27 protein-coding genes are annotated in these 23,086 nt (G+C 67.8%); 23 read left to right on the top strand and 4 right to left on the bottom strand.

Going from position 1 to position 23,086, the window contains the following annotated elements:
• Positions 1 to 33 precede the first annotated feature (33 nt).
• The 10 genes from PSPA7_RS18400 (at position 34) to PSPA7_RS18355 (ending at position 9,383) form a co-directional block, all read left to right on the top strand.
• Positions 34 to 408 carry a chemotaxis response regulator CheY gene (locus PSPA7_RS18400; protein ID WP_003083073.1) on the top strand — a complete coding sequence of 125 codons (375 nt, stop codon included), beginning with the start codon at positions 34 to 36 and terminating at the stop codon, positions 406 to 408.
• Between the two features lie 19 nt (positions 409 to 427).
• Entirely contained in the window at positions 428 to 1,216 is a 789-nt protein-coding gene (locus tag PSPA7_RS18395) for a protein phosphatase CheZ (RefSeq protein ID WP_003155640.1), read from the top strand.
• 199 nt (positions 1,217 to 1,415) lie between these two features.
• On the top strand, positions 1,416 to 3,662 hold the full coding sequence (locus PSPA7_RS18390; protein WP_012076404.1) for a chemotaxis protein CheA: 2,247 nt from the start codon (positions 1,416 to 1,418) through the stop codon (positions 3,660 to 3,662).
• Positions 3,663 to 3,715: 53 nt separating this feature from the next.
• Entirely contained in the window at positions 3,716 to 4,822 is a 1,107-nt protein-coding gene (locus PSPA7_RS18385) for a protein-glutamate methylesterase/protein-glutamine glutaminase (protein ID WP_012076403.1), read from the top strand.
• A gap of 89 nt (positions 4,823 to 4,911) precedes the next feature.
• Complete coding sequence (locus tag PSPA7_RS18380) at positions 4,912 to 5,652, top strand: flagellar motor protein (RefSeq protein ID WP_003153718.1); 741 nt, start codon at positions 4,912 to 4,914, stop codon at positions 5,650 to 5,652.
• A gap of 12 nt (positions 5,653 to 5,664) precedes the next feature.
• Positions 5,665 to 6,555: a flagellar motor protein MotD gene (gene motD / locus PSPA7_RS18375; RefSeq protein ID WP_003153720.1), complete on the top strand. Its 891-nt coding sequence runs from the start codon at positions 5,665 to 5,667 to the stop codon at positions 6,553 to 6,555.
• Between the two features lie 94 nt (positions 6,556 to 6,649).
• Positions 6,650 to 7,438 carry a ParA family protein gene (locus PSPA7_RS18370; protein WP_012076402.1) on the top strand — a complete coding sequence of 263 codons (789 nt, stop codon included), beginning with the start codon at positions 6,650 to 6,652 and terminating at the stop codon, positions 7,436 to 7,438.
• A 91-nt stretch (positions 7,439 to 7,529) separates the two neighbouring features.
• On the top strand, positions 7,530 to 8,420 hold the full coding sequence (locus tag PSPA7_RS18365) for a CheW domain-containing protein (protein WP_012076401.1): 891 nt from the start codon (positions 7,530 to 7,532) through the stop codon (positions 8,418 to 8,420).
• A gap of 45 nt (positions 8,421 to 8,465) precedes the next feature.
• A complete protein-coding gene (locus PSPA7_RS18360; RefSeq protein WP_003153723.1) occupies positions 8,466 to 8,945 on the top strand; it encodes a chemotaxis protein CheW in 480 nt (159 codons plus the stop codon).
• A 30-nt stretch (positions 8,946 to 8,975) separates the two neighbouring features.
• Positions 8,976 to 9,383 carry a DUF2802 domain-containing protein gene (locus tag PSPA7_RS18355; protein WP_003153724.1) on the top strand — a complete coding sequence of 136 codons (408 nt, stop codon included), beginning with the start codon at positions 8,976 to 8,978 and terminating at the stop codon, positions 9,381 to 9,383.
• A 27-nt stretch (positions 9,384 to 9,410) separates the two neighbouring features.
• Here PSPA7_RS18355 and PSPA7_RS18350 read toward each other — a convergent pair whose 3' ends face one another.
• Positions 9,411 to 10,097, bottom strand: a complete 687-nt coding sequence (locus PSPA7_RS18350) for a glutathione S-transferase family protein (RefSeq protein WP_012076400.1) — start codon at positions 10,095 to 10,097, stop codon at positions 9,411 to 9,413.
• Positions 10,098 to 10,206: 109 nt separating this feature from the next.
• Between PSPA7_RS18350 and PSPA7_RS18345 the strand changes: the two genes are divergently transcribed.
• The 4 genes from PSPA7_RS18345 (at position 10,207) to PSPA7_RS18330 (ending at position 13,350) form a co-directional block, all read left to right on the top strand.
• Positions 10,207 to 11,178 carry a helix-turn-helix transcriptional regulator gene (locus PSPA7_RS18345; protein ID WP_012076399.1) on the top strand — a complete coding sequence of 324 codons (972 nt, stop codon included), beginning with the start codon at positions 10,207 to 10,209 and terminating at the stop codon, positions 11,176 to 11,178.
• 90 nt (positions 11,179 to 11,268) lie between these two features.
• The gene (locus tag PSPA7_RS18340; RefSeq protein ID WP_012076398.1) at positions 11,269 to 11,682 is read left to right on the top strand and encodes a hypothetical protein; all 414 of its coding nucleotides are present in this window, start codon (positions 11,269 to 11,271) and stop codon (positions 11,680 to 11,682) included.
• 70 nt (positions 11,683 to 11,752) lie between these two features.
• Entirely contained in the window at positions 11,753 to 12,484 is a 732-nt protein-coding gene (locus PSPA7_RS18335; RefSeq protein WP_012076397.1) for a purine nucleoside phosphorylase YfiH/LACC1 family protein, read from the top strand.
• Positions 12,485 to 12,612: 128 nt separating this feature from the next.
• Positions 12,613 to 13,350 (top strand): SDR family oxidoreductase, encoded by a 738-nt coding sequence (locus tag PSPA7_RS18330; protein WP_003153728.1) that lies wholly within the window; start codon positions 12,613 to 12,615, stop codon positions 13,348 to 13,350.
• 37 nt (positions 13,351 to 13,387) lie between these two features.
• Here PSPA7_RS18330 and PSPA7_RS18325 read toward each other — a convergent pair whose 3' ends face one another.
• The 3 genes from PSPA7_RS18325 to fliK form a co-directional block, all read right to left on the bottom strand.
• Positions 13,388 to 13,771 carry a hypothetical protein gene (locus PSPA7_RS18325; protein WP_012076396.1) on the bottom strand — a complete coding sequence of 128 codons (384 nt, stop codon included), beginning with the start codon at positions 13,769 to 13,771 and terminating at the stop codon, positions 13,388 to 13,390.
• A gap of 93 nt (positions 13,772 to 13,864) precedes the next feature.
• A complete protein-coding gene (locus tag PSPA7_RS18320) occupies positions 13,865 to 14,200 on the bottom strand; it encodes an EscU/YscU/HrcU family type III secretion system export apparatus switch protein (protein WP_012076395.1) in 336 nt (111 codons plus the stop codon).
• Entirely contained in the window at positions 14,197 to 15,675 is a 1,479-nt protein-coding gene (fliK, locus tag PSPA7_RS18315; RefSeq protein ID WP_074197359.1) for a flagellar hook-length control protein FliK, read from the bottom strand. The genes PSPA7_RS18320 and fliK overlap by 4 nt, the downstream gene beginning before the upstream one ends.
• A 285-nt stretch (positions 15,676 to 15,960) precedes the next feature.
• Between fliK and ccmA the strand changes: the two genes are divergently transcribed.
• From ccmA to ccmI, 9 genes are all read left to right on the top strand, one after another.
• Positions 15,961 to 16,665, top strand: coding sequence for a cytochrome c biogenesis heme-transporting ATPase CcmA (ccmA, locus tag PSPA7_RS18310; protein ID WP_012076393.1), 705 nt, complete (start codon positions 15,961 to 15,963; stop codon positions 16,663 to 16,665).
• Complete coding sequence (gene ccmB / locus PSPA7_RS18305) at positions 16,662 to 17,333, top strand: heme exporter protein CcmB (protein ID WP_003153734.1); 672 nt, start codon at positions 16,662 to 16,664, stop codon at positions 17,331 to 17,333. Before ccmA ends, ccmB begins: the two co-directional genes overlap by 4 nt.
• A gap of 121 nt (positions 17,334 to 17,454) precedes the next feature.
• Complete coding sequence (locus tag PSPA7_RS18300; protein WP_012076392.1) at positions 17,455 to 18,213, top strand: heme ABC transporter permease; 759 nt, start codon at positions 17,455 to 17,457, stop codon at positions 18,211 to 18,213.
• Positions 18,210 to 18,386: a heme exporter protein CcmD gene (ccmD, locus tag PSPA7_RS18295; protein WP_003083136.1), complete on the top strand. Its 177-nt coding sequence runs from the start codon at positions 18,210 to 18,212 to the stop codon at positions 18,384 to 18,386. The genes PSPA7_RS18300 and ccmD overlap by 4 nt, the downstream gene beginning before the upstream one ends.
• Complete coding sequence (ccmE, locus tag PSPA7_RS18290; protein ID WP_012076391.1) at positions 18,383 to 18,871, top strand: cytochrome c maturation protein CcmE; 489 nt, start codon at positions 18,383 to 18,385, stop codon at positions 18,869 to 18,871. The genes ccmD and ccmE overlap by 4 nt, the downstream gene beginning before the upstream one ends.
• Positions 18,872 to 20,845 (top strand): heme lyase CcmF/NrfE family subunit, encoded by a 1,974-nt coding sequence (locus PSPA7_RS18285; protein ID WP_012076390.1) that lies wholly within the window; start codon positions 18,872 to 18,874, stop codon positions 20,843 to 20,845.
• Positions 20,846 to 20,848: 3 nt separating this feature from the next.
• On the top strand, positions 20,849 to 21,391 hold the full coding sequence (dsbE, locus tag PSPA7_RS18280; RefSeq protein ID WP_012076389.1) for a thiol:disulfide interchange protein DsbE: 543 nt from the start codon (positions 20,849 to 20,851) through the stop codon (positions 21,389 to 21,391).
• Positions 21,388 to 21,855 (top strand): cytochrome c maturation protein CcmH, encoded by a 468-nt coding sequence (gene ccmH, locus PSPA7_RS18275; protein ID WP_003153739.1) that lies wholly within the window; start codon positions 21,388 to 21,390, stop codon positions 21,853 to 21,855. Before dsbE ends, ccmH begins: the two co-directional genes overlap by 4 nt.
• Positions 21,852 to 23,072 (top strand): c-type cytochrome biogenesis protein CcmI, encoded by a 1,221-nt coding sequence (gene ccmI, locus PSPA7_RS18270; RefSeq protein WP_012076388.1) that lies wholly within the window; start codon positions 21,852 to 21,854, stop codon positions 23,070 to 23,072. The genes ccmH and ccmI overlap by 4 nt, the downstream gene beginning before the upstream one ends.
• The last annotated feature ends 14 nt before the right edge of the window (positions 23,073 to 23,086 follow it).

Raw genomic sequence — 23,086 nt, 5'->3', positions numbered from 1 at the left:
CTGGTCTGTACGGAGGTCTACTTGGACAAGAACATGAAAATTCTCATCGTGGACGACTTTTCCACGATGAGACGCATCATCAAGAACCTCTTGCGGGACTTGGGCTTCACCAATACCGCCGAGGCCGACGACGGCACCACGGCGCTGCCGATGCTGCACAGCGGCAACTTCGATTTCCTCGTCACCGACTGGAACATGCCGGGCATGACCGGCATCGACCTGCTTCGCGCGGTGCGCGCCGACGAGCGCCTCAAGCACCTGCCGGTACTCATGGTCACCGCCGAGGCCAAGCGCGACCAGATCATCGAAGCGGCCCAGGCCGGGGTCAACGGCTATGTGGTCAAACCCTTCACCGCCCAGGTCCTGAAGGAAAAGATCGAGAAGATTTTCGAGCGGGTCAACGGCTGAAGCCGGCCAAGAGGGTGTCATGGTGCTTGGTAACGATTCCACGGGCGATGAATTCGAATCGACCCTGAAAAAACACGCGCGCGAACTGGTGGACTGCCTCGAACGGGGACATTTCCAGCAGGCGGTGCAACTGATCCAGGAGCTCAGCCAGGCCAGGGACCGCGGTCTGTACCAGGAAGTGGGCAAGCTGACCCGCGAACTGCACAACGCCATCGTCGATTTCCAGATCGACCCGCATTCCCCGCACGCGCAGGAAATGTCGCAGATCGCCGACGCCACCGATCGTCTTTCCTACGTGGTGGAGATGACCGAGAAGGCCGCCAACCGGACCATGGACCTGGTGGAGCAGAGCGCCCCGCTGGTCAACCAGATGGGTGACGATGCACGGGCACTGCAGCAGGACTGGCAACGCTTCATGCGCCGGGAAATCGACGCCGACGGTTTCCGCGAGCTGGCCAAGCGCATCGATCAGTTCCTCGTGCGCAGCGGCGAGCACGCCGGGCAGTTGTCTTCCCAGCTCAACGACATCCTGCTGGCTCAGGATTACCAGGACCTGACCGGCCAGGTGATCAAGCGCGTCACCAAGCTGGTCACCGAGGTCGAGAGCAACCTGGTGAAGCTGGTCTGGATGGCCGGGCAGGTGGACCGCTACGCCGGCATCGAGCACGACCACGTGAGCATGCGCCACCAGGCCGCGCTGGAGCGCTCGGCCAAGGGCGAAGGGCCGCAGGTCGCCGCGAGCAAGCGCGAAGACGTGGTGTCCGGGCAGGACGACGTGGACGATCTGCTGTCCAGCCTGGGTTTCTGACCCGCCCGGCTCAAGACTGCGGCGTAGCTGCCGTTAAGTATGCATTGAACGCTGGCGTCGACGGGACGCCGGCACAGCCTTCGTCATGCCGGTGATCCCGGCGCGGACGAAGGTCGGTCCGCAAGGCGCGGACCGGTATTTCCGGCAGGACCGCGGTCTTGCCGACCCTTTCGAGTAACACGTCTCTGGGAGCAGCCGAATGAGCTTCGACGCCGATGAAGAAATCCTCCAGGACTTCCTGGTTGAGGCCGGCGAGATTCTCGAGCAATTGTCCGAACAACTGGTCGAGCTGGAGAGCCGGCCGGACGACATGGACCTGCTCAATGCCATTTTCCGCGGGTTCCATACGGTCAAGGGCGGTGCCGGCTTCCTCCAGCTGAACGCGCTGGTGGAATGCTGCCACATCGCGGAAAACGTCTTCGACATCCTGCGCAAGGGCGAGCGGCGCGTCAGCTCCGAACTGATGGACGTGGTGCTGCAGGCGCTGGACACGGTCAACGCGATGTTCGACCAGGTGCGCGAGCAGTCCGAGCCGACTCCCGCCACCCCCGAGCTGCTGGCGGCGCTGGCGCGCCTGGCCGAACCTGAGGGCGCTGCGCCCGCGCAAGCGCCGGCTGTCGCGGAACCGGAGCCCGAACCCGAACCGGCGCCGGCAAGTGCGCAGGCCGGCTCCAGCGATATCACCGACGACGAGTTCGAACAGTTGCTCGACGCCCTCCAGGGTGGCGAGGTGCAGGCGGCGCCCGCCGAAGCAGCCGTCGAGGCGCCGGGCGGCGACGAGATCAGCGACGCCGAGTTCGAGGCACTGCTCGACCAGTTGCATGGCAAGGGCAAGTTCGTTCCGCCGGCGGCATCCGCCGCGCCGGAGCAGGCCCCGGCGGAGCCCGTGGCAGCCGCCGCGGCTGGCGGCGATGACATCAGCGACGATGAGTTCGAAGCGCTGCTCGACGAACTGCATGGCAAGGGCAAGTTCGGCGAGGCACCGGAGGCTGCGGCTGGGCCCGTCGCGACACCCCCCGCCAGCGCTCCCGCCGAGACGGTAGGGGCGGGCACGGCGCCGGCCGCCGCGACTGGCGAGGATATCAGCGAAGACGAATTCGAGGCGCTGCTCGACGAGCTGCACGGCAAGGGCAAGTTCAATGGCGCTTCCGAAGCCGTCGCGGCCGCCGCCGCGGTAGCCAAGAACATCGCGGCGAAGAGTCCCGCGGCGAAACCGGCGACGCCCGCCAAGGCCGCCGCGCCCAGGCCGGCGGCGAGCGAGCGGCCGGCGGCCAGCGAAGCGGAGACCACCGTGCGCGTGGATACCGCGCGCCTCGACGAGATCATGAACATGGTCGGCGAGCTGGTGCTGGTGCGCAATCGCCTGGTACGCCTGGGCCTGAACAGCGGCGACGAAGCCATGGCCAAGGCCGTGGCCAACCTCGACGTGGTCACCGGCGACCTGCAGATGTCGGTGATGAAGACCCGCATGCAGCCGATCAAGAAGGTCTTCGGCCGCTTCCCGCGCCTGGTCCGCGACCTGGCGCGGAACATGAAGAAAGAGATCAATCTGGAACTGGTGGGCGAGGAGACCGACCTCGACAAGAACCTGGTCGAGGCCCTGGCCGACCCGCTGGTGCACCTGGTGCGCAACGCCGTCGACCACGGCATCGAGAGCCCGGAGGAGCGCGAGGCCGCCGGCAAGCCGCGGGTCGGCCAGGTGGTGCTGTCGGCGGAGCAGGAGGGCGATCACATCCTGCTGATGATCACCGACGACGGCAAGGGCATGGACGCCGAGGTGCTGCGCAACAAGGCGGTGGAGAAGGGCCTGCTGGAGCGCGATGCGGCGGACCGCCTGACCGACCTGGAATGCTACAACCTGATCTTCGCCCCGGGTTTCTCGACCAAGACCGAGATTTCCGACGTGTCCGGCCGCGGCGTCGGCATGGACGTGGTGAAGACCAAGATTTCCCAGCTCAACGGCACGGTCAACGTGTTCTCGCAAAAGGGATCCGGCTCGAAGATCGTCATCAAGGTGCCGCTGACCTTGGCGATCATGCCTACCCTTATGGTGATGCTGGGCAGCCAGGCGTTCGCCTTCCCGCTGGTCAACGTCAACGAGATCTTCCATCTCGACCTGTCGCGCACCAACGTGGTGGATGGCCAGGAAGTGGTGATCGTCCGCGACAAGGCGCTGCCGCTGTTCTACCTCAAGCGCTGGTTGGTGCCGAGCGCGGCCCACGAGGAGCAGGGCGAGGGACATGTGGTGATCCTGTCGGTCGGCACCCAGCGTATCGGGTTCGTCGTCGACCAGTTGGTAGGACAAGAAGAAGTGGTGATCAAGCCACTCGGCAAGATGTTGCAGGGCACCCCCGGCATGGCGGGCGCCACGATCACCGGGGACGGGCGCATCGCGCTGATCCTCGATGTGCCGAGCATGCTCAAGCGTTACGCACGGCGCATCTGACGCCGCGTATGGGTTTCCGGCGACGCGGGAGCGTCGCCTTCTGAGGAGTAGCTATGGCAGTCAAAGTCCTGGTGGTGGACGATTCGGGGTTCTTCCGCCGCCGTGTCTCGGAGATTCTCTCGGCCGATGGGCAGATCCAGGTGGTCGGCACCGCCACCAATGGCCGCGAGGCCATCGAGCAGGCGCTGGCCCTGAAACCCGATGTGATCACCATGGATTACGAGATGCCGCTGATGGACGGCATCACCGCGGTGCGCAACATCATGCAGCGCTGCCCGACCCCGGTCCTGATGTTCTCCTCGCTGACCCACGAGGGCGCGCGGGTGACGCTGGACGCGCTGGACGCCGGGGCGGTGGACTACCTGCCGAAGAATTTCGAGGACATCTCGCGCAACCCCGACAAGGTTCGCCAGTTGCTCTGCGAGAAGGTCCTGACCATCGCCCGCAGCAACCGCCGCTCGATCAGCCTGCCGCCGTTGCCGTCGAGCCCGGCGGCCAGCCATGCGCCGAGCGCCTCCGCCGGCCTCGGGACGAGCGCCCGGACCGCGGGCTCGGCACCGGCAGCCGCATCGGCGGGCTCCGCCGCGCCGAAGCGCAAGGCCTACCGCCTGGTGGCGATCGGCACTTCCACCGGCGGGCCGGTCGCCCTGCAGCGCGTGCTGACCCAGTTGCCGGCCAATTTCCCGGCGCCGCTGGTGCTGGTCCAGCACATGCCGGCGGCCTTCACCAGGGCCTTCGCCGAGCGCCTCGACAAGCTCTGCCGGATCAACGTCAAGGAGGCCGAGGACGGCGATGTCCTGCGCCCCGGCCTGGCCCTGCTGGCGCCGGGCGGCAAGCAGATGATGATCGACGGTCGCGGCACGGTGCGCATCCTGCCCGGCGACGAGCGCCTGAACTACAAGCCCTGTGTCGACGTGACCTTCGGTTCGGCGGCCAAGGCCTACAACGACAAGGTGCTGGCGGTGGTCCTCACCGGCATGGGCGCCGACGGCCGCGAGGGTGCGCGCCTGCTCAAGCAGGGCGGCAGCCAGGTGTGGGCGCAGGACGAGGCCAGCTGCGTGATCTACGGGATGCCGATGGCCGTGGTCAAGGCCAACCTGGCCGACGCGGTGTACAGCCTCGATGACATCGGCCGGCACCTGGTCGAGGCGTGCCAGTAAGGCGTGGATAGGGGAATGAAGAGAATGCCGTCGATGGCCAGCCGCATGCCGAACAGCGAACGCTTCCGCCAGCCCGGAGGGGCGCGCTGATGGATGTGCTCAGCCTGGTCGGGATCATCCTGGCGTTCGTCGCCATCGTCGGCGGCAACTTCCTCGAGGGTGGCCATGCCGGCGCCCTGCTGAACGGGCCGGCGGCGCTGATCGTGATCGGCGGCACCCTTGCCGCGGCGTTGCTGCAGACCCCGGTGAACGTGCTCAAGCGCGGCCTGGGCATGCTCGGCTGGGTGTTCTTCCCGCCGCGCGAGGATCTCGCCGGCGGCATCGACCGGATCGTCGCCTGGAGCATGACCGCGCGCAAGGAAGGCCTGCTGGGCCTGGAAAGCATCGCCGATGCCGAGGCCGATCCCTACGCGCGCAAGGGCCTGCAATTGCTGGTGGACGGCGCCGAGCCGGAGGTCATCCGCAGCATCCTCGAAGTCGATCTGTTCACCCAGGAGGGCCGCGACCTGCAGGCCGCCAAGGTGTTCGAGAGCATGGGCGGCTATGCGCCGACCATCGGCATCATCGGCGCGGTGATGGGCCTGATCCACGTGATGGGCAACCTGGCCAACCCGGCGCAACTGGGTAGCGGCATCGCCGTGGCCTTCGTCGCCACCATCTATGGCGTCGGCTTCGCCAACCTGCTGCTGTTGCCGATCGGCAACAAGCTGAAGACCCTGGTCCTGCGCCAGTCGCGCTACCGCGAAATGCTCCTGGAGGGCCTGCTGTCCATCGCCGAGGGCGAGAACCCGCGCTCCATCGAGCTGAAGCTGCAAGGCTTCATGGACTGAGCGGAGCCGATCATGCCGCGTCGCCGTCGCCACCAGGAAGAACACGAGAACCACGAACGCTGGCTGGTTTCCTATGCCGACTTCATCACCCTGCTGTTCGCCTTCTTCGTGGTGATGTACTCGATTTCCTCGATCAACGAGGGCAAATACAAGATCCTCTCGGAAACCCTCACCGGGGTGTTCAACCAGCCCGATCGCTCGCTGAAGCCGATCCCCATCGGCGAGGAACGCCCGCGCACCACCGAACCGGAACGTACCAGCGTCGAGGAGCAGCCCAGCGACAACGCGGCCAGCGCCGATTCGCTGCAGCAGATCGCCGACAGCGTGCGCGGCGCCTTCGGCGACCTGATCGCCTCCGACCAGTTGAGCGTGCGCGGCAACGAACTGTGGATCGAGATCACCCTCAACTCCAGCCTGCTGTTCCCCAGCGGCGACGCACTGCCCAACGATGCGGCGTTCGGTATCGTCGAGAAGGTCGCCAAGATCCTGGCGCCCTACAAGAACCCCATCCATGTCGAGGGCTTTACCGACGATGTACCGATCCACAGCCAGCGCTATCCCACCAACTGGGAGCTTTCGGCGGCGCGGGCGGCGAGCATCGTCCGCCTGCTCGGCAACGATGGCGTCGAACCGTCGCGAATGGCCGCGGTGGGCTATGGTGAATTCCAGCCGGTGGCGGATAACGCCAGCGCCGCTGGACGGGCGAAGAACCGCCGGGTGGTGCTGGTGATCTCGCGCAACCTGGAGGTGCGGCGCAGCGTCAGCGGTGTCGGCAGCGGCAAGGCGCAGCCGGATTCGGCGTTGCGCCACGCGGGTTCGGCGGCTGGCACGCAAGCTGCAAATACTGGCGGTACGCCGGCGCCCGCGCCGGCAACCGTCAATTCCCCGTCGCCTTCGCCATGAGTGGGCGAAACGTGGTTTCCGTCCGGGCGCCGGGGCCGAACCGGCCAGTAGCGCGGCCCCAACCGGGTAGTCCCATGCCAGGAAGAGTAGAGCAATGAAAGTCTGGGCAGTCGCCAATCAGAAAGGAGGGGTCGGCAAGACCACCTCGTCCATCGCCCTGGCCGGCCTGCTGGCGGATGCCGGCAAGCGCGTGGTCGTGGTCGACCTGGACCCCCATGGCTCGATGACCAGCTATTTCGGCTATGACCCGGACACCCTCGAGCACAGCGCCTTCGACCTGTTCCTGCACCAGGGCAACGTTCCCGAGGGGCTGCCGGCCTCGCTGCTGCGCAGCACCAGCAGCGAACGCATCTCGCTGCTGCCCTCGAGCACCGCGCTGGCGACCCTGGAACGCCAGTCGCCGGGCAAGAGCGGCCTCGGCCTGGTGGTCTCGAAGAGCCTGGCGCAGCTCTGGCAGGACTTCGACCACGCGATCATCGACAGCCCGCCGCTGCTCGGCGTGCTGATGGTCAACGCGCTGGCCGCCAGCCAGCACCTGGTGATCCCGGTGCAGACAGAGTTCCTCGCGGTGAAGGGGCTGGAGCGGATGGTCAACACCCTGGCGATGATCAACCGGTCGCGCAAGCAGGCGTTGCCCTATACCATCGTGCCGACCCTGTTCGACCGACGGACGCAGGCATCCCTGAGCACCCTGCGGATACTCAACGAGAACTACCCGGACAACCTGTGGCAGGCATTCATTCCCATCGATACCCGCCTGCGCGATGCCAGCCGGGCGGGTGTCACGCCATCGCAGCATGACGGCAAGAGCCGCGGGGTGATCGCCTATCGCGCCCTGCTCAAGCACCTGCTGGCGCAGCAGCCGGCCACCCGGGTGGCCTGATGACGCGCCGGCGAGCGCGCCGACAGGCGCATTCAAGCCGCACCGGGGTGCGGCCGATAACCGTTGTAGACCCTTGTCGCGGAATACCCACATGAGCGCCGCTACCGCCACCCGTTCGCAACTGGCCTTGCAGTCCTACCTGGACGCGCTGCTCCAGGAGGCCACTTTCGAAGAACTGGAAACGCCCGTCGAGGCGCCGCTCGCGCTCGCGCCGGCACCGGTGACGCCGCTTGCCGTTCCGGTCGTCCCGGTCGAGGCGCCGATCCCGGCGGACCAGACGGTGACAGCGGCGATCGATGAGCATTTCGACGAATTCGAGGCCGCGGTGCTCGAGGAGCAGGTCCGCGATGCGCGCCTGGCGCCACCGGTAGCGCTGCGCGAGGTGCCGGCCCCGGCAGACGGGCTGCCGGTCGAGACCGGCAACCACGAAATCATCGAGCTGCGCGTGCCGAACGCCCCGGCGAGCATGGGCGAAACGCCGTTGCTCGATCTGCCGTTGCTCGACGACGGCCGTCCGGCCTGGGCGGCGGAACCCTTCGAGTGCCTGCTGTTCGACGTTGCCGGGCTGACCCTGGCGGTGCCGCTGGTGTGCCTGGGTTCGATCTATCCGCTGGAGAACCAGGAGCTGACCCCGCTGTTCGGCCAGCCCGACTGGTTCCTCGGCATCCTGCCGTCGCAGGCGGGTAACCTGAAGGTGCTGGACACCGCGCGCTGGGTGATGCCCGAACGCTACCGCGACGATTATCGCGACGGCCTCAAGTACGTTATCTCGGTCCAGGGCTACGAATGGGGTCTGGCGGTGCACCAGGTGAGCCGCTCGATCCGCCTCGACCCGGCCGAGGTGAAATGGCGCAGCCAGCGCAGCCAGAGACCCTGGCTGGCCGGTACGGTCATCGAACACATGTGCGCGCTGCTGGACGTGGCGGCGCTCGCCGAGCTGATCGCCAGCGGCGCCGTCAAGCGCCTGCATGGCGACCGTTGATAGACAGTTTCCGCCGGTTGCGGCGGGTTTCGAGAGGTTAGGGGAATGAGCAAAGCCACCGCGCAAAGTGCCGAAGATCCGATCCTGCAGTGGGTCACCTTCCGCCTGGACAACGAGAGCTACGGCATCAACGTGATGCAGGTCCAGGAAGTGCTGCGCTACACCGAAATCGCCCCGGTGCCGGGGGCGCCGAGCTACGTGCTGGGTATCATCAACCTGCGCGGCAACGTGGTCACGGTGATCGACACCCGCCAGCGCTTCGGCCTGGACCCGGCGCCGATCAGCGACAACACCCGGATCGTGATCATCGAGGCGGACAAGCAGGTGGTCGGCATCCTGGTCGACAGCGTCGCCGAGGTGGTCTACCTGAAGCAGTCGGAGATCGAGACCGCGCCGAACGTCGGCAACGAGGAGTCGGCCAAGTTCATCCAGGGCGTCTGCAACAAGAACGGCGAACTGCTGATCCTGGTCGAGCTGGACAAGATGATGACCGAGGAAGAGTGGTCGGAGCTGGGCAGCATCTGATGCGTCCGATCGCTACGAGGGCTCGCTGAGATGGAGATCGTCGCGCTGGCACTGGCGGCCGTCGCCTGCCTCGGCCTGGCGACGGCGTGCCTATGGTTGCGCCGCGAGCTGCGCCGGCTGGAAGCCCTGCTGGCGCAGCAGGCGGAACAGGGCGTCGCCCGCGACAGGCGTCTCAAGGAGTTGAGCAAGCGCATCGAGTCCTACCAGCAGGTCAACATCCGCATGGGCGAGGCCTTGCAGGACCTGGGCAAGCAGCTGGCGCCGCTGCCCGACCGGGTCGCCCGCCTGGAGCAGCGCGATCCCACCACGCTGTCGTTCAGCCAGGCCGCGCGCCTGGTCGGGCTAGGCGCCAGCGCCGAGGACCTGACCCAGGCCTGCGGTCTCTCGCAGGCCGAAGCCGAACTGGTGGCGCGCCTGCACGAAGCCAGGGACAAGTGAAGGCCATCCGGCCTTCATCGCGCCGTTTCAGGCGAGCAGCCGGCTCGCCACGTCTTCCAGTGCCACCTCACCCCTGAACTCCCCGCTGCTTTGCGCAGGCAGCCCGTCCTCGATGGCATGGGCGAAGCGTACGGCGGGGTCCTGCTCCAGTTTCTCCAGGTGCCGGTGCAGCCGCGGGAAGTCGCTTGCCAGGTCGAAGTAGCCCAGTTCCCGGCCCCAGCGCGCGGTACCGGCCAGGTAGGCGTCGGCGACGCTCGGTCCTTCGCCGGCCAGCCACTTGCGTTCGCCGAGCAGGCTTTCGATCCGCCCGTAGGCCCGCGCGGCGTGAGCCAGCGCGCCGGCCTGGGCGGTCTGCCCGGCGCCGGCGAGGTAGAACAGCGCGCCCCAGGCCGAATGGCATTCGGTATGCAGCAGGGCGAGGACGAAGTTCAACTCGTCGAACTCGGCGCTGCCCTGCGGATAGCCCAGCTTCCTGCACAGGTCGCGCGCCGCCAGGTGCTGGAGAATCGCCAGGCTCTCGTTGAGCACGCGGCCGTCCTCCAGCAGCAGCGTCGGTGTCTGTCGCGCCGGGTTCAGGCGCACGTAGGTGCGCTCTTCGGCATCCACCGGCATCTCGATCCGGCACAGGCGGTAGGGTCGCCCCAGCCATTCGAGGGCGACGATCGAACCAAAGGAGCAGCCGTGGGGTACGCCATAAAACAGTACAGGTTCCATTTTCCATCTCCGTTCAGGTAACGCACGGCGCGTATCGCGACCGTCCTGAACACAGGGTAGGGGCTATATAGGCTATATTCGGTCCTGATTTATTCGACGGAAGAAAAAAATGTCCAGGCCCACCGTGCGCGTGCTCGCCCTGCTCGAACTGCTGCAGAGCCATGGCCAGCTCAGTGGCAGCGAGCTGGCCCGGCGCCTGGAGGTGGATGGCCGGACTCTGCGGCGCTACATCGTCGCCCTGGAAGAACTGGGCATCCCGATCGCCAGCGAGCGCGGACGCCATGGCGGCTACCGGCTGGTGGCGGGTTTCAAGCTGCCACCGTTGATGTTCAGCGCCGAAGAAACCCTGGCCGTCTCCCTCGGCTTGCTGGCGGTGCGCGGCCTCGGCCTGGGGGAGAGCGAACTCGCCCTGGAAAGCGCCCAGGCCAAGCTGCGCCGGGTGATGCCCGACGCCTTGCGACGGCGCCTGGGCGCGCTCAGCGAAACGGCCAGCCTGGACATCGCCCGCAGCCGCGGGGTCGCCAGCGTGTCGGCGCTGGCAACCCTGGCCGAGGCTGCCCAGACCCGCTCGCGGGTCGAGTTCCGTTACCAGGGACCGCAGGCTGGCGCGACTTTCCGCCAGCTCGATCCCTATGGCCTGGCCTATCGCAATGGTTGCTGGTACGTGAGCGGTTTCTGCCATCTGCGCCAGGAGCTGCGCTCGTTCCGCCTCGACCGGCTGGACCGCCTGCGTTTGCTGGCGGAGCGCTTCGAGCGTCCGGCGGACTTCGATACCCTTCGCCATCTGCGGGAAAGCCTCGCCCGGGTGCCACGTGCCTATCCGCTGGAAATCATCCTGCGGGCCGATCCGGAGCGGGTCATAACGGCGTTCGGCGAGCCGCTCGGCCTGCTTTCGGAGGAGGAGGGCGGCGCCACGTTGTTGCGCGCCCGCACCGACGACCTGGACTGGTTCGCCCGCCGCCTGTTCGGCCTGCCCTTCGGGTTCGAGATCAGGCAGCCGGTGGAGCTGCGCGAGGCGCTGCGGCGGCACCTCGAGCGGCTCCTGCAGGAACTGGCAGGGGCAGCTTCGGATCACAGGTAGGCATTTAGAGGAAAAATCCTATTAATTGTGCGCCACCCGCTTCCTAGAATCGATGCCGGTCAATGAGCACGTTTCCAGGAGGCCACACGGATGCCTGCAATACCCCGGCGCGCCATGGTGCTGTGCGCCAACCCCGGCCGTCTGCTCAGGTACGGAGCGCTGTTCAACTGCTGCGGCTATTTCCACCTGAGCCTGTGCCTGGACCAGCAGGAGCTGCGCCGCTCGCTGGATCAGGGTTTTCCATACGACTACTTTCTCCATGACGGTTTCCGTCTCGACCCGGCCTGCAAGAGCACCCTGGCGATGCTTGGGCGCAGTGGCAAGGTCGAACGCTTCCTGCTGGTGGGGGAACTCGACTGCCGGGAGAAGCGCCTGCTGTTCGAGTGGTCCACCGGGCACAACCTGAGCATCCGCTCCCTGTCCGACCGGCCCCTGGGCCATGCCGCGCTGGCGGCGCTGATGGCCCGCGACCGCAGTGGCCTGGACCTGCGCGGCATCGCGTGAGCGCTGTAGGTGGGAAGGTGACGCTCTTTGCGCTATGGTCGAGACCCAACCTTCCGCAGCGAGGCGTCGCATGTCCGTCCAGGCCGGGATCCTCAAGTCGATCGACACCGTCGACCATGCCTTCCTGCCGGCGGGCGAGGCGCTTTCCGAGCGGGTGTTCCTGTGCCGGCAGGTGCATGGCGCCGGCATCGTCGAGGCGCGTTCGCTGGAGGAGTCGGGACAGCATGCCGCCGATGGCGTGTTCAGCGAGGGACCGCTGGCGGTCGCGGTGGTGACCGCGGACTGCCTGCCGATCCTCATGAGCAGCGCCGATGGGCGCCTGGTCGCGGCCCTGCATGGTGGCTGGCAAGGCCTGGTCGCCGGCATCGTCGGCGCGGCGGTGGCCCGCTTCAACGCCCGGGGTGTGGCCAGCGCGGACCTCCGGGTCGCCATCGGTCCCGGTATCAGGGCCTGCTGCTACGAGGTGGGTTCCGACTTCACCGAGGCGTTGCAGGTGCGTCACGGCGGACTCTGGATCGACGCGCAGCGGCCCTGGAGCCATTCTCGCCCGCTCCCCGAAAGGGCGCCCTGGTTCGACCCGCCCGAGCCAAGACAGGCGGGGCGGGGCGCCTGGTTCGACCTGGCGATGTTCTGTCGCCAGTTGTTCCGGGCCGCTGGCGTCGATCCGGCACAGATCGAGGCCAGCACCTTCTGCACCTACTGCTCCGGGGATACCTTCGCCAGCCACCGTCGACGCCAGCGCCTGGGCGAGGAGAAATACCAGCAGTACGCCTGGATCGGGCGCAAGCGCGACGCTGGCTGATGGCGATATTGTTCGTGGTTCCTGGATGGTCATGGCGCAACGATGCGGTTTATCCGGCCTGGACCTGCTTCTAGACTGTTGCCAACGATTCGTGGCCGTCGCCGCGTGCATTCCAGGAGAGTCCCGCCATGCCTGACATCATCCAAGCCGCCGTCGTCACCGGCGCCTCCCGCGGCATCGGTCGCGCCATCGCCCGGCGGCTGGCCGCCGACGGCTTCGCGGTCGCGGTCAACTATGCCGGTAACCAGGCCAAGGCCGACGAGGTCGTGGCCGAAATCGTCGCCGCCGGCGGCGCGGCCATCGCCGTGCAGGGCGACGTGGCCAGCCCGGAGGACATGGACAAGCTGTTCGAAGCCACCAGGGGCGCCTTCGGCCGCATCGACGTGGTGGTCAACAGCGCCGGCGTGATGCCCTACCTGAAGATCGCCGATGGCGACCTGGAGGGCTTCGACCGGGTGATCCGCACCAACCTGCGCGGCGCCTTCATCGTCCTCGGGCTGGCTGCCCGGCATGTCGAGCGCGGCGGGCGGATCATCGCCCTGTCCACCAGCGTGATCGCCCGGGCTCTGCCCAGCTACGGTCCGTACATCGCTTCCAAGTCCGCCGTCGAGGGTCTGGTGCACGTGCTGGCCAACGAGTTGCGTGGCCAGGACATCAGGGTGAACGCGGTGGCGCCCGGCCCGGTGGCCACCGAGCTGTTCTTCGACGGCAAGAGCGCCGAGCAGATCGACCAGATCGCCCGGCTGGCGCCACTGGAGCGCCTCGGCGAACCGGACGAGATCGCCGCGGCGGTGTCGTTCCTGGCCGGGCCGGATGGCGCCTGGGTCAATTCCCAGGTGTTGAGGGTCAATGGCGGGTTCGCCTGAGTCTCGGGCTGCCCGTCGAAGGTTTCAGTCTTGACGTCTAGCGGCTCTTCTCGCCGCTGTCCGCCTGTCGCGAGTCGGCGTCGCGCCTGCGCCAATAGTCGTCCTCATCGGTCTGGCGCTCGCTCAGGCGTTTCCCGCTGCGTGCGTCGAACTCCAGGATCCAGAAGGTGGCAGGCTCGTTCTGGTCGTCGCGAAGGTAGCTTCGGTAGGTGAAGCGGTTCCCATCCCGAATCAGGACTACCCGGTCGATAGCCCCCTCGTGATGGCGTACCTTGGCTTGCCGATTGACGCGGAATTCCGGGGTCAGGCGGTGCCGATCGATGACCGCATCCTTTTCCCCGTCGCCGAGAATGGCCGGGCTGGCCTGGGCATGGCTGATAAGCAGCAGGGCGGCGGTGGAGAGGATTCTTGGCGAGCGCATGGGAAGGCCTGCGAAGTGTGGACGGGTTGTGCTGGGACAGCTCCCGTGATGTCTGGTTCCGGCGTTTCGGCTCCGACCTGTAGCGGGCTTCGTTCAGTCGTCCGGACCTGCCAGCAGCAACGGCATGGACTGCGTCGTGGCGGATGGGGCGGGTTCCGTCGGGCACTTGCCCTTGAGGTGCCAGGCGAACGCGATGATCTCGGCGATGGTGCGATACAGCGCTTCCGGAATGGCGTCGCCGAGCTCCAGGCGGGCGAGCAGGCGGACCAGTTCGGCGTTCTCGTAGATCGGCACCTCGTAGTCGCGGGCGATGGCCAGGATCGCCTCGGCCAGTTCGGCGTCGCCCTTGGCGGAAAGGGTCGGCGCGGCCTGGCCGTCGTAGCTCAGGGCGATGGCCTGGCGCGGGGCGGGCGGCTGTTTTCTGCTCATGCGGTTTCGTCTACCCAGCGTTGTTCGATGGTCGCCCGCGGCCCCTGGGGTGGGCGGCCGCGCTGGCAGGTGATCTCGCCAACGGTCAGGCCGGCATCGCGCAGGCGCTGGCGCAGATGGCCGAGTTCATGCTCGACCAGCCGGGCGGTCGCGTCGCGCTCGGCCCACAGCTGGCTGGACAGGCTGCCGCGCAGCAGGGTGGCCTGGGCGTGCAGCGGTCCCAGCGGCTCCAGGTCGAAGGCCAGTTCGACGCGCCAGAGGCTTTCGCGGGCTTCTTCGCCGGTCTTGCGCTGTTCTTCCTGGAACTTCACCTGCAACGGTACCACCGAGTGCTGATGGCGCATCGGCACCTCCATCTGCCAGGTGGCCAACTGGGTGCCGTCGGGCAGTGTGCTGGTCTGCGCCAGGCTCGACAGCTGGTGGGTCTGCAGGCGGGAAATCGCCGCGGCGGCAAGGCGCAGCAGCGACTCCAGCTCCATGTCCTCGTCGAATAGCTGGAGAACCTTGCTCGGCAGGGGAAAGTTCAGCGCCTGGGTCTTGTTGGCGCTTTGTCCCAGGTTGCCCAGGGCGTTGCGGACGAAGGCCGGCAGCGCCTGGGCCAGGTTCGGCGTGTTGCCGGCGAACATGCCCGGCGCCTGTGCGGCGGCCTGCGGCAGCGGCGCGAGCTGGGCGAACAGGCGCAGCAGGTTGGCCTTCAGGTCCTGGCCGAGATGGTCGGTGGCGCCCTGCATCAGGCGCGCCTCGAGGAACAGTCCGCTCTGCTGCAGGGCCTGGCCGAGCAGCTTGGCGTCGCCCATTTTCTGCGCGTCCGGCAGGCCGGCGAAGAGGCGCTCCACGGCCTGGCGCAGATTGTCCGGCAAATCGTTGCGACCGGCCAGTCCATGCAGGCCGGCGAACAGGCCTTCCAGGGAAGCCTGGCGGACATTCTGCCCGGCCAGTTGCTGGCCCAGCGCGAGTTGGTCGAGGCGTCCGCTGAGTGGCAGGAAGTCGATCTGCTGGCTGTTCCGCACCAGCGCCGTGAGCAGGCTGCCGACCGGTAGCGCCTGGGGCGAGTCGAGGCTCAGCTTGCTGCCGGCGAGCGGGGTGTTGAGCAGGTTCAGCAGGACCCGGTAGACCACCTGCTGGGCCTTGTCAGGCGGCAGCGCGGTACTGGACAGGACCTTGCCCTGGAGCAGGGTGCCGGGCGGCAGTTGCTCCAGATCGAGGCTGGTCAGCGGGCCGGCGCCGGCCATGCTGTCGAGCAGGGTGGCGACCACGCTGGCATTGCTGGTGGCGCTGACGTTGAGCAGGTTGCCCGGCACCAGCGGCCGGTTGCTCTGCACTTCCACCAGGCTCTGCCCGCTGTTCGCCAGGGTGAGCTTGAGCAGGGCCTGGAAATTGTTCGCCAGGCCTTCCTTGACCGCCAGCACCTCGGCCTTGCCCGAATCGCCTTCGCCCAGCAGGCCGGCCAGGGTCTGCACCAGCTTCAGGGTCATCTCGGCGTCGGCCTGGGCGCTGCCCTGCGATTGCGCCGGCGGCAGCGGGCGCGGGGCGGAAACCGGGGGTAGTGGCGGGGAGGCGCCTATCTCGGCTGGCATGGGTAACAACCTGTCTTAAACGACCCTGCGGAGGCTGGGGAAGGGCGTGTATAATGCCGCGCCTGTCAAACAGGCTGGCCGCGTCGTCACCAGTATAGCGGCCGTGTTTATCCCGACTTTAGGGTCTGTTCCGTGAAGGCCTCCGGCGCCGCGACGAGGAGAGACGCTTGGCGATGTTGTTCGATGTCCGATCCTGCTGAAGTCCCCACCGCCAGCCCCTTGCTGGAAACCCTCGGGCTCGCCTGCGAGCGCGACTGGCGCATGCTGTTCGAGCGCCTCGACCTGCGCCTGGCGGCCGGCGAGATGCTGCAGGTGGTCGGACCGAACGGCAGCGGCAAGACCAGCCTGCTGCGCCTGCTGTCCGGGCTGATGCAGCCGACCGCCGGGGAAGTCCGCCTGAACGGCCGGCCGCTTGCCGAACAGCGCGGCGAACTGGCCCGCAGCCTGCTGTGGATCGGCCATGCGGCGGGCATCAAGGGCTTGCTCAGCGCCGAGGAGAACCTCACCTGGCTCTGTGCGCTGCACCAGCCGGCCAGCCGCGAGGCGATCTGGCGGGCCCTGGCCGACGTCGGCCTGCGCGGCTTCGAGGACGTCCCCTGCCACACCCTTTCCGCCGGCCAGCAACGCCGCGTGGCGCTGGCCCGCCTGTACCTGGACGCACCGCCCTTGTGGATCCTCGATGAACCCTTCACCGCCCTCGACAAGCAGGGCGTGGCGCAACTCGAAGCGCACCTGGCCGGGCACTGCCGGCGCGGCGGGATGGTGGTGCTGACCACCCACCACAGCTTGCAGCAGGTGCCCGCCGGCTATCGCGAACTGGACCTCGGCGCGCTCAAGGCGGCCGGCGGCGCGACGGGCGAGCCGGTGCTGGCGGGCGATCCGGCATGAGCAACGTCTTCAGCCTGCTCCTGGCGCGCGAGGCGCGCCTGCTGTTCCGCCGTCCGGCGGAGCTGGCCAACCCGCTGGTGTTCTTCGCCATCGTCATCGCCCTGTTCCCCCTGGCGGTCGGGCCGGAGAGCCAATTGCTACAAACCTTGTCGCCCGGCCTGGTCTGGGTGGCGGCGCTATTGGCCGTGCTGCTCTCGCTGGAAGGGCTGTTCCGCAGCGATTTCGAGGACGGATCTCTGGAGCAGTGGGTCCTTTCGCCGCACCCCCTGGCTCTTCTGGTGCTGGCCAAGGTACTGGCACACTGGCTGTTCTCCGGGCTGGCCCTGGTCCTGATGTCGCCACTGTTCGCGCTGATGCTGGGCCTGCCGGCCCGTTGCATACCGGTGCTGCTGCTCTCCCTGCTGCTCGGTACGCCGGTGCTGAGCCTGCTCGGCGCCGTCGGCGCGGCCTTGACCGTGGGCCTCAAGCGCGGCGGCCTGTTGCTGGCGCTGTTGATCCTGCCGCTGTACATCCCGGTGTTGATCCTCGGCAGCGGGGCGCTGCAGGCCTCCCTCCAGGGCCTGCCCGGCAGCGGACATTTGTTGTGGCTGGCGAGCCTGGCGGCGCTAGCATTGACACTCACGCCATTCGCCATCGCTGCCGGCCTGAAGATCAGCGTAGGCGAATGAGTCCACCCGCCGAGGCATCGGCGGGGGTGCGGTACCGGGCGGCTGCGTCGCCCGCGCTTGACCCGGGTTGGCAGCGCAAGGCCTTCCCGGTATTTCCAAAGAGCCCTGTAAACAGAGCCTGATGATGAATTGGACATGGTTTCACAAGCTTGGGTCGCCCAAGTGGTTCTACGAGATCAGCGGCCGCTGGCTGCCCTGGTTCGCCGTGGCGGCGGCGCTGCTGATCGTCACCGGCTGCGTCTGGGGGCTGGCCTTCGCGCCGCCGGACTACCAGCAGGGCAACAGCTTCCGCATCATCTATATCCATGTGCCGGCGGCGTTCCTCGCCCAGTCCTGCTACGTCATGCTGGCCGTGGCCGGTGCCGTCGGGCTGATCTGGAAGATGAAGATCGCCGACGTGGCGGTGCAGTGCGCCGCGCCGATCGGCGCCTGGATGACCTTCGTCGCGCTGCTCACCGGGGCCGTCTGGGGCAAGCCGACCTGGGGCGCCTGGTGGGTCTGGGACGCGCGCCTGACGGCGATGCTGATCCTGCTTTTCCTCTATTTCGGCATCATCGCCCTCGGCCAGGCGATCAGTAACCGCGACAGCGCGGCCAAGGCCTGCGCGGTGCTGGCCATCGTCGGCGTGGTGAACATCCCGATCATCAAATACTCGGTGGAGTGGTGGAACACCCTGCACCAGCCGGCCACCTTCACCATCACCGAGAAGCCGGCGATGCCGGTGGAGATGTGGCTGCCGCTGCTGATCATGGTCCTCGGCTTCTACTGCTTCTTCGCCGCCATGCTGCTGGTGCGCATGCGCCTGGAAGTGCTCAAGCGCGAATCCCGCACCGCCTGGGCGAAGGCCGAGGTGAAGGCCCAGGTGGAGAAGGCAAGATGAGTTTCGAATCGTTCGGCGACTTCCTCGCCATGGGCCATCACGGCCCCTATGTCTGGTCGGCCTATGGCATCAGCCTGCTGGTGCTGGCGATCAATGTCGCCGAGCCGCTGCTGGCCCGGCGTCGCTACCTGCAAGAAGAGGCGCGTCGCCTGCGCCGGGAGGCCCAGCAGTGAATCCGGTGCGCAAGAAACGTCTGATCATAGTCCTCGCCATCCTGGTGGGCGTCGGTGCCGCGGTGGGCCTGGCGCTGTCGGCCCTGCAGCAGAACATCAACCTGTTCTACACCCCGACCCAGATCGCCAACGGCGAGGCGCCGACCGACACCCGCATCCGCGCCGGCGGCCTGGTGGAGAAGGGCTCGCTGCAACGCAGCGCGGACTCGCTGAACGTGCGCTTCGTGGTCACCGACGGCGCGAAGGAAGTGACCATCGCCTACCATGGCATCCTTCCCGACCTGTTCCGCGAGGGGCAGGGCATCGTCGCCCTCGGCAAGCTGGGCGGCGACGGCGTGCTGGTGGCCGACGAAGTGCTGGCCAAGCACGACGAGAACTACATGCCGCCGGAAGTCACCAAGGCGCTCAAGGACAGCGGCCAACTGAAGCACTACGAGAACGGCAAGGCCGCCGGCGAGACCTCGTACAACCAGGAGGGCAAATAGATGATTCCCGAACTCGGCCACCTGGCCCTGATCCTCGCCCTCTGCCTGGCCCTGGTGCAGTCCAGCCTGCCGCTGGTCGGCGCCTGGCGCGGCGATCGCCAGTGGATGAGCCTGGCGCGCCCGGCGGCCTGGGGACAGTTCGCCTTCCTCGCCTTCGCCTTCGGCTGCCTGACCTGGGCCTTCCTGCGCGATGACTTCTCGGTGGCCTACGTCGCCGGCAACTCCAACAGCGCGCTGCCCTGGTACTACAAGTTCAGCGCCGTCTGGGGCGCCCATGAAGGCTCGCTGCTGCTCTGGGCGCTGATCCTCGGCGGCTGGACCTTCGCCGTGTCGATCTTCTCCCGGCAACTGCCGGAGGTGATGCTGGCCCGCGTGCTGGCGGTGATGGGGATGATCAGCACCGGCTTCCTGCTGTTCCTGATCGTCACTTCCAACCCCTTCAGCCGCCTGCTGCCGCAGACGCCGATGGACGGCAACGACCTCAACCCGCTGCTGCAGGACGTCGGCCTGATCGTCCATCCGCCGATGCTCTACATGGGCTACGTCGGCTTCTCGGTGGCCTTCGCCTTCGCCATCGCCGCGCTGCTCGGCGGCCGCCTCGACGCCGCCTGGGCGCGCTGGTCGCGGCCCTGGACCCTGGTGGCCTGGGCCTTCCTCGGCGTCGGCATCGTGCTCGGTTCCTGGTGGGCCTACTACGAACTCGGTTGGGGCGGCTGGTGGTTCTGGGATCCGGTGGAGAACGCCTCGTTCATGCCCTGGCTGGTCGGCACCGCGCTGATCCACTCGCTGGCGGTGACCGAGAAGCGCGGCGTGTTCAAGAGCTGGACCGTGCTGCTGGCGATCGCCGCCTTCTCCCTGAGCCTGCTGGGCACCTTCCTGGTCCGCTCCGGGGTGCTCACCTCGGTGCACGCCTTCGCCTCCGACCCGGAGCGCGGGGTGTTCATCCTGGCCTTCCTGTTGCTGGTGGTCGGCGGCTCGCTGACCCTGTTCGCCCTGCGCGCGCCGGTGGTCAAGAGCCAGGTCGGCTTCGCCCTGTGGTCGCGCGAGACCCTGCTGCTGCTGAACAACCTGGTGCTGGTGGTGGCGGCCTCGATGATCCTCCTCGGGACCGTCTACCCGCTGCTGCTCGACGCACTCAGCGGCGCCAAGCTGTCGGTCGGCCCGCCGTACTTCAACGCCATGTTCCTGCCGCTGATGGCTGCGCTGATGGCGGCCCTGGCGGTCGGTGTGCTGGTGCGCTGGAAGGACACCCCGAGCCGCTGGCTGCTCGGCATGCTGACCCCGGTGCTGGTGGTCAGCGCGGTACTCGCGGCGGCCGGCTCGATGCTCTTCGGCGACTTCAACTGGGCGGTGCTGGCGGTGTTCCTGCTGTCCGCCTGGGTGGTCCTGGCCGGCTTCCGCGACTTCCTCGACAAGACCCGCCACAAGGGCGTGCTGGCCGGTGCCCGCAGCCTGAGCCGCAGCTACTGGGGCATGCAGTTGGCGCACCTGGGCATCGCCGTGTGCGCCATCGGCATCGTCCTCAGCAGCCAGTACAGCGCCCAGCGTGACCTGCGCATGTCGCCCGGCGACACCGTCGAACTGGGCGGCTACCACTTCCTCTTCGACGGCGCGAAGCACCACGAAGGGCCGAACTACACCTCGGACAAGGGCAGCATCCACGTCAGCCGCGACGGCAAGGAGATCGCCACCCTGCATCCGGAGAAGCGCCTGTACACCGTGCAGAGCTCGATGATGACCGAGGCCGGGATCGACGCCGGCTTCACCCGCGACCTCTACGTGGCGCTCGGCGAGCCGCTGGAGAACGGCGCCTGGGCGGTGCGCGTGCACGTCAAGCCGTTCGTCCGCTGGATCTGGTTCGGTGGCCTGCTGATGGGCCTGGGCGGCGCACTGGCGGCGCTCGATCGGCGCTACCGGGTGAAGGTGAAAACACGTGTGCGCGAGGCCCTGGGCCTCGCCGGTCAGGGAGCCTGAGTCTTGAAACGAGCGATTCTGCTGCTGCCGCTGGGGATCTTCCTGATCGTCGCGGTGTTCCTCTTCCGCGGCCTCTGGCTGGACCCCAGCGAGCTGCCTTCGGCGCTGATCGGCAAGCCGTTCCCGGCCTTCGACCTGCCCAGCGTGCAGGACCCGGCCCGGCGCCTGACCGAGGCCGACCTCAAGGGCAAGCCGGCGCTGGTCAACGTCTGGGGCACCTGGTGCCCGTCGTGCCGGGTCGAGCACCCGGAACTGACCCGACTGGCCGAGCAGGGCGTGGTGATCTACGGGATCAACTACAAGGACGACAACGCCGCCGCCATCAAGTGGCTGAACGAGCTGCACAATCCCTACCTGCTGAGCATCAGCGACGCCGACGGCACCCTGGGCCTGGACCTGGGCGTCTACGGCGCGCCGGAAACCTACCTGATCGACAGGCAGGGCATCATCCGCCACAAGATCGTCGGGGTGGTCGACCAGAAGGTCTGGCGCGAGCAACTGGCGCCGCTGTACCAGCAACTGCTGGACGAGCCGGAGGCCCGATGAAGCGTCTTCTCGCCGCCGCGCTGCTCGGTCTCGCCCTCTGCGGCGTGGCCCGGGCCGCCATCGACACCTACGAGTTCGCCAGCGACGCCGAGCGCGAGCGCTTCCGCAACCTGACCCAGGAACTGCGCTGCCCGAAGTGCCAGAACCAGGACATCGCCGACTCCAACGCACCGATCGCCGCCGACCTGCGCAAGCAGATCTACGGCCAGCTGCAGCAGGGCAAGAGCGACGGCGAGATCGTCGACTACATGGTCGCCCGCTACGGTGACTTCGTTCGCTACAAGCCGCCGGTCAACGAGCGTACCTGGCTGCTCTGGTTCGGTCCGGGCGCCTTGCTGCTGTTCGGCGTGCTGGTGATCGGCGTGATCGTCCTGCGCCGCCGGCGCCCCGCCGCCAAGGCGCAAACCACCCTGTCCGCCGAGGAGCAAGCGCGCCTCGCCAACCTGTTGAAGAACGACAAATGATTGATTTCTGGCTCGCCGCCGGCCTGCTGCTGCTGGCGGCCCTGGCATTCCTGCTGATTCCGCTGCTGCGTGGCCGTCGCGCCCAGGCCGAGGAAGACCGTACCGCCCTCAACGTCGCGCTCTACCAGGAGCGGATCGCCGAGTTGGCCGGCCAGCAGGCCGCCGGCACGCTGACCGCCGAGCAGCTGGAGAGCGGCCGCGCCGAGGCCGCCCGCGAACTGCTCGCCGATACCGAAGGCAGCGGCGAGGAGCGCAACTCGCGCCTGGGCCGGGCGCTGCCAATGGTCGCGGCGCTGCTGGTGCCGCTGGTCGCGCTCGGCCTCTACCTGCACTGGGGGGCCAGCGACAAGGTCGAGCTGGCCCGCGAGTTCGCCCAGGCCCCGCATTCGATGGAAGAGATGACCAGGCGCCTGGAGCGCGCAGTCGAGGCCCAGCCGGACTCTGCCCAGGGCTGGTACTTCCTCGGTCGCACCTACATGACCCAGGAGCGCGGCGCCGACGCGGCGCGTGCCTTCGAGCGTGCCGCCGAACTCAGTGGACGGCAGCCGGAAGTGCTCGGCCAGTGGGCGCAGGCGCTGTATTTCTCCGGCGGCAAGAAAATGACCGCGCAGATCAAGGCCCTGGCCGACGAGGCGCTGAAGGGCGACCCGGCCGAAGTGACCACCCTCGGCCTGCTCGGCATCGCCGCCTTCGAAGAGCAGCGCTACGCCGACGCCATCGGTTTCTGGGAGCGCCTGGTGTCGGTGTTGCCGAACGAGGACCCGGCGCGCTCGGCGATCCAGGGCGGCATCCAGCGTGCCCGCGAGCGCATGACCGAGGCCGGGCAGACCCCGCCGGCGCCGGCCGCGCCCGCCGCCCAGGTGATCCTGACGGTGAAGGTGGATATCAGCGACGCGGTGAAGGGCCAGGTCAAGGCCGACGACAGCGTGTTCGTTTTCGCCCGTGCCGTCGGCGGCCCGCCGATGCCGTTGGCGGTGAAGCGCCTGACCGTCGCCGACCTGCCGGCCGAGGTCAGCCTGAGCGATGCCGACGCCATGATGCCGCAGCTCAAGCTCAGTGGTTTCCCGCAAGTCGAGCTGGTGGCGCGGGTATCCCGCGCCGGCAACGCCGTCTCCGGCGAGTGGATCGGACGCGGCAAACCGTTGTCTACTGCGCAGTCGTCGGCGCAAGCGCTGACCATCGACGGCCCGGACCAGCCTCAGGCGGCCCGGCCATAACGACAACCGGTTGG

The organism is Pseudomonas paraeruginosa PA7 (assembly GCF_000017205.1).
GTDB lineage: Bacteria > Pseudomonadota > Gammaproteobacteria > Pseudomonadales > Pseudomonadaceae > Pseudomonas > Pseudomonas paraeruginosa.
Note: the sequence above shows the minus strand (reverse complement) of the source record. Positions and strands in the feature narration are given on the sequence as shown.

Bases quoted from the DNA above. Each gene is read 5' to 3' on its own strand.
- PSPA7_RS18400 (WP_003083073.1), top strand. From the start codon at position 34: ATGAAAATTCTCATCGTGGACGACTTTTCCACGATGAGACGCATCATC.
- PSPA7_RS18395 (WP_003155640.1), top strand. From the start codon at position 428: ATGGTGCTTGGTAACGATTCCACGGGCGATGAATTCGAATCGACCCTG.
- PSPA7_RS18390 (WP_012076404.1), top strand. From the start codon at position 1,416: ATGAGCTTCGACGCCGATGAAGAAATCCTCCAGGACTTCCTGGTTGAG.
- PSPA7_RS18385 (WP_012076403.1), top strand. From the start codon at position 3,716: ATGGCAGTCAAAGTCCTGGTGGTGGACGATTCGGGGTTCTTCCGCCGC.
- PSPA7_RS18380 (WP_003153718.1), top strand. From the start codon at position 4,912: ATGGATGTGCTCAGCCTGGTCGGGATCATCCTGGCGTTCGTCGCCATC.
- motD (WP_003153720.1), top strand. From the start codon at position 5,665: ATGCCGCGTCGCCGTCGCCACCAGGAAGAACACGAGAACCACGAACGC.
- PSPA7_RS18370 (WP_012076402.1), top strand. From the start codon at position 6,650: ATGAAAGTCTGGGCAGTCGCCAATCAGAAAGGAGGGGTCGGCAAGACC.
- PSPA7_RS18365 (WP_012076401.1), top strand. From the start codon at position 7,530: ATGAGCGCCGCTACCGCCACCCGTTCGCAACTGGCCTTGCAGTCCTAC.
- PSPA7_RS18360 (WP_003153723.1), top strand. From the start codon at position 8,466: ATGAGCAAAGCCACCGCGCAAAGTGCCGAAGATCCGATCCTGCAGTGG.
- PSPA7_RS18355 (WP_003153724.1), top strand. From the start codon at position 8,976: ATGGAGATCGTCGCGCTGGCACTGGCGGCCGTCGCCTGCCTCGGCCTG.
- PSPA7_RS18350 (WP_012076400.1), bottom strand. From the start codon at position 10,097: ATGGAACCTGTACTGTTTTATGGCGTACCCCACGGCTGCTCCTTTGGT.
- PSPA7_RS18345 (WP_012076399.1), top strand. From the start codon at position 10,207: ATGTCCAGGCCCACCGTGCGCGTGCTCGCCCTGCTCGAACTGCTGCAG.
- PSPA7_RS18340 (WP_012076398.1), top strand. From the start codon at position 11,269: ATGCCTGCAATACCCCGGCGCGCCATGGTGCTGTGCGCCAACCCCGGC.
- PSPA7_RS18335 (WP_012076397.1), top strand. From the start codon at position 11,753: ATGTCCGTCCAGGCCGGGATCCTCAAGTCGATCGACACCGTCGACCAT.
- PSPA7_RS18330 (WP_003153728.1), top strand. From the start codon at position 12,613: ATGCCTGACATCATCCAAGCCGCCGTCGTCACCGGCGCCTCCCGCGGC.
- PSPA7_RS18325 (WP_012076396.1), bottom strand. From the start codon at position 13,771: ATGCGCTCGCCAAGAATCCTCTCCACCGCCGCCCTGCTGCTTATCAGC.
- PSPA7_RS18320 (WP_012076395.1), bottom strand. From the start codon at position 14,200: ATGAGCAGAAAACAGCCGCCCGCCCCGCGCCAGGCCATCGCCCTGAGC.
- fliK (WP_074197359.1), bottom strand. From the start codon at position 15,675: ATGACCCTGAAGCTGGTGCAGACCCTGGCCGGCCTGCTGGGCGAAGGC.
- ccmA (WP_012076393.1), top strand. From the start codon at position 15,961: ATGTCCGATCCTGCTGAAGTCCCCACCGCCAGCCCCTTGCTGGAAACC.
- ccmB (WP_003153734.1), top strand. From the start codon at position 16,662: ATGAGCAACGTCTTCAGCCTGCTCCTGGCGCGCGAGGCGCGCCTGCTG.
- PSPA7_RS18300 (WP_012076392.1), top strand. From the start codon at position 17,455: ATGATGAATTGGACATGGTTTCACAAGCTTGGGTCGCCCAAGTGGTTC.
- ccmD (WP_003083136.1), top strand. From the start codon at position 18,210: ATGAGTTTCGAATCGTTCGGCGACTTCCTCGCCATGGGCCATCACGGC.
- PSPA7_RS18285 (WP_012076390.1), top strand. From the start codon at position 18,872: ATGATTCCCGAACTCGGCCACCTGGCCCTGATCCTCGCCCTCTGCCTG.
- ccmH (WP_003153739.1), top strand. From the start codon at position 21,388: ATGAAGCGTCTTCTCGCCGCCGCGCTGCTCGGTCTCGCCCTCTGCGGC.
- ccmI (WP_012076388.1), top strand. From the start codon at position 21,852: ATGATTGATTTCTGGCTCGCCGCCGGCCTGCTGCTGCTGGCGGCCCTG.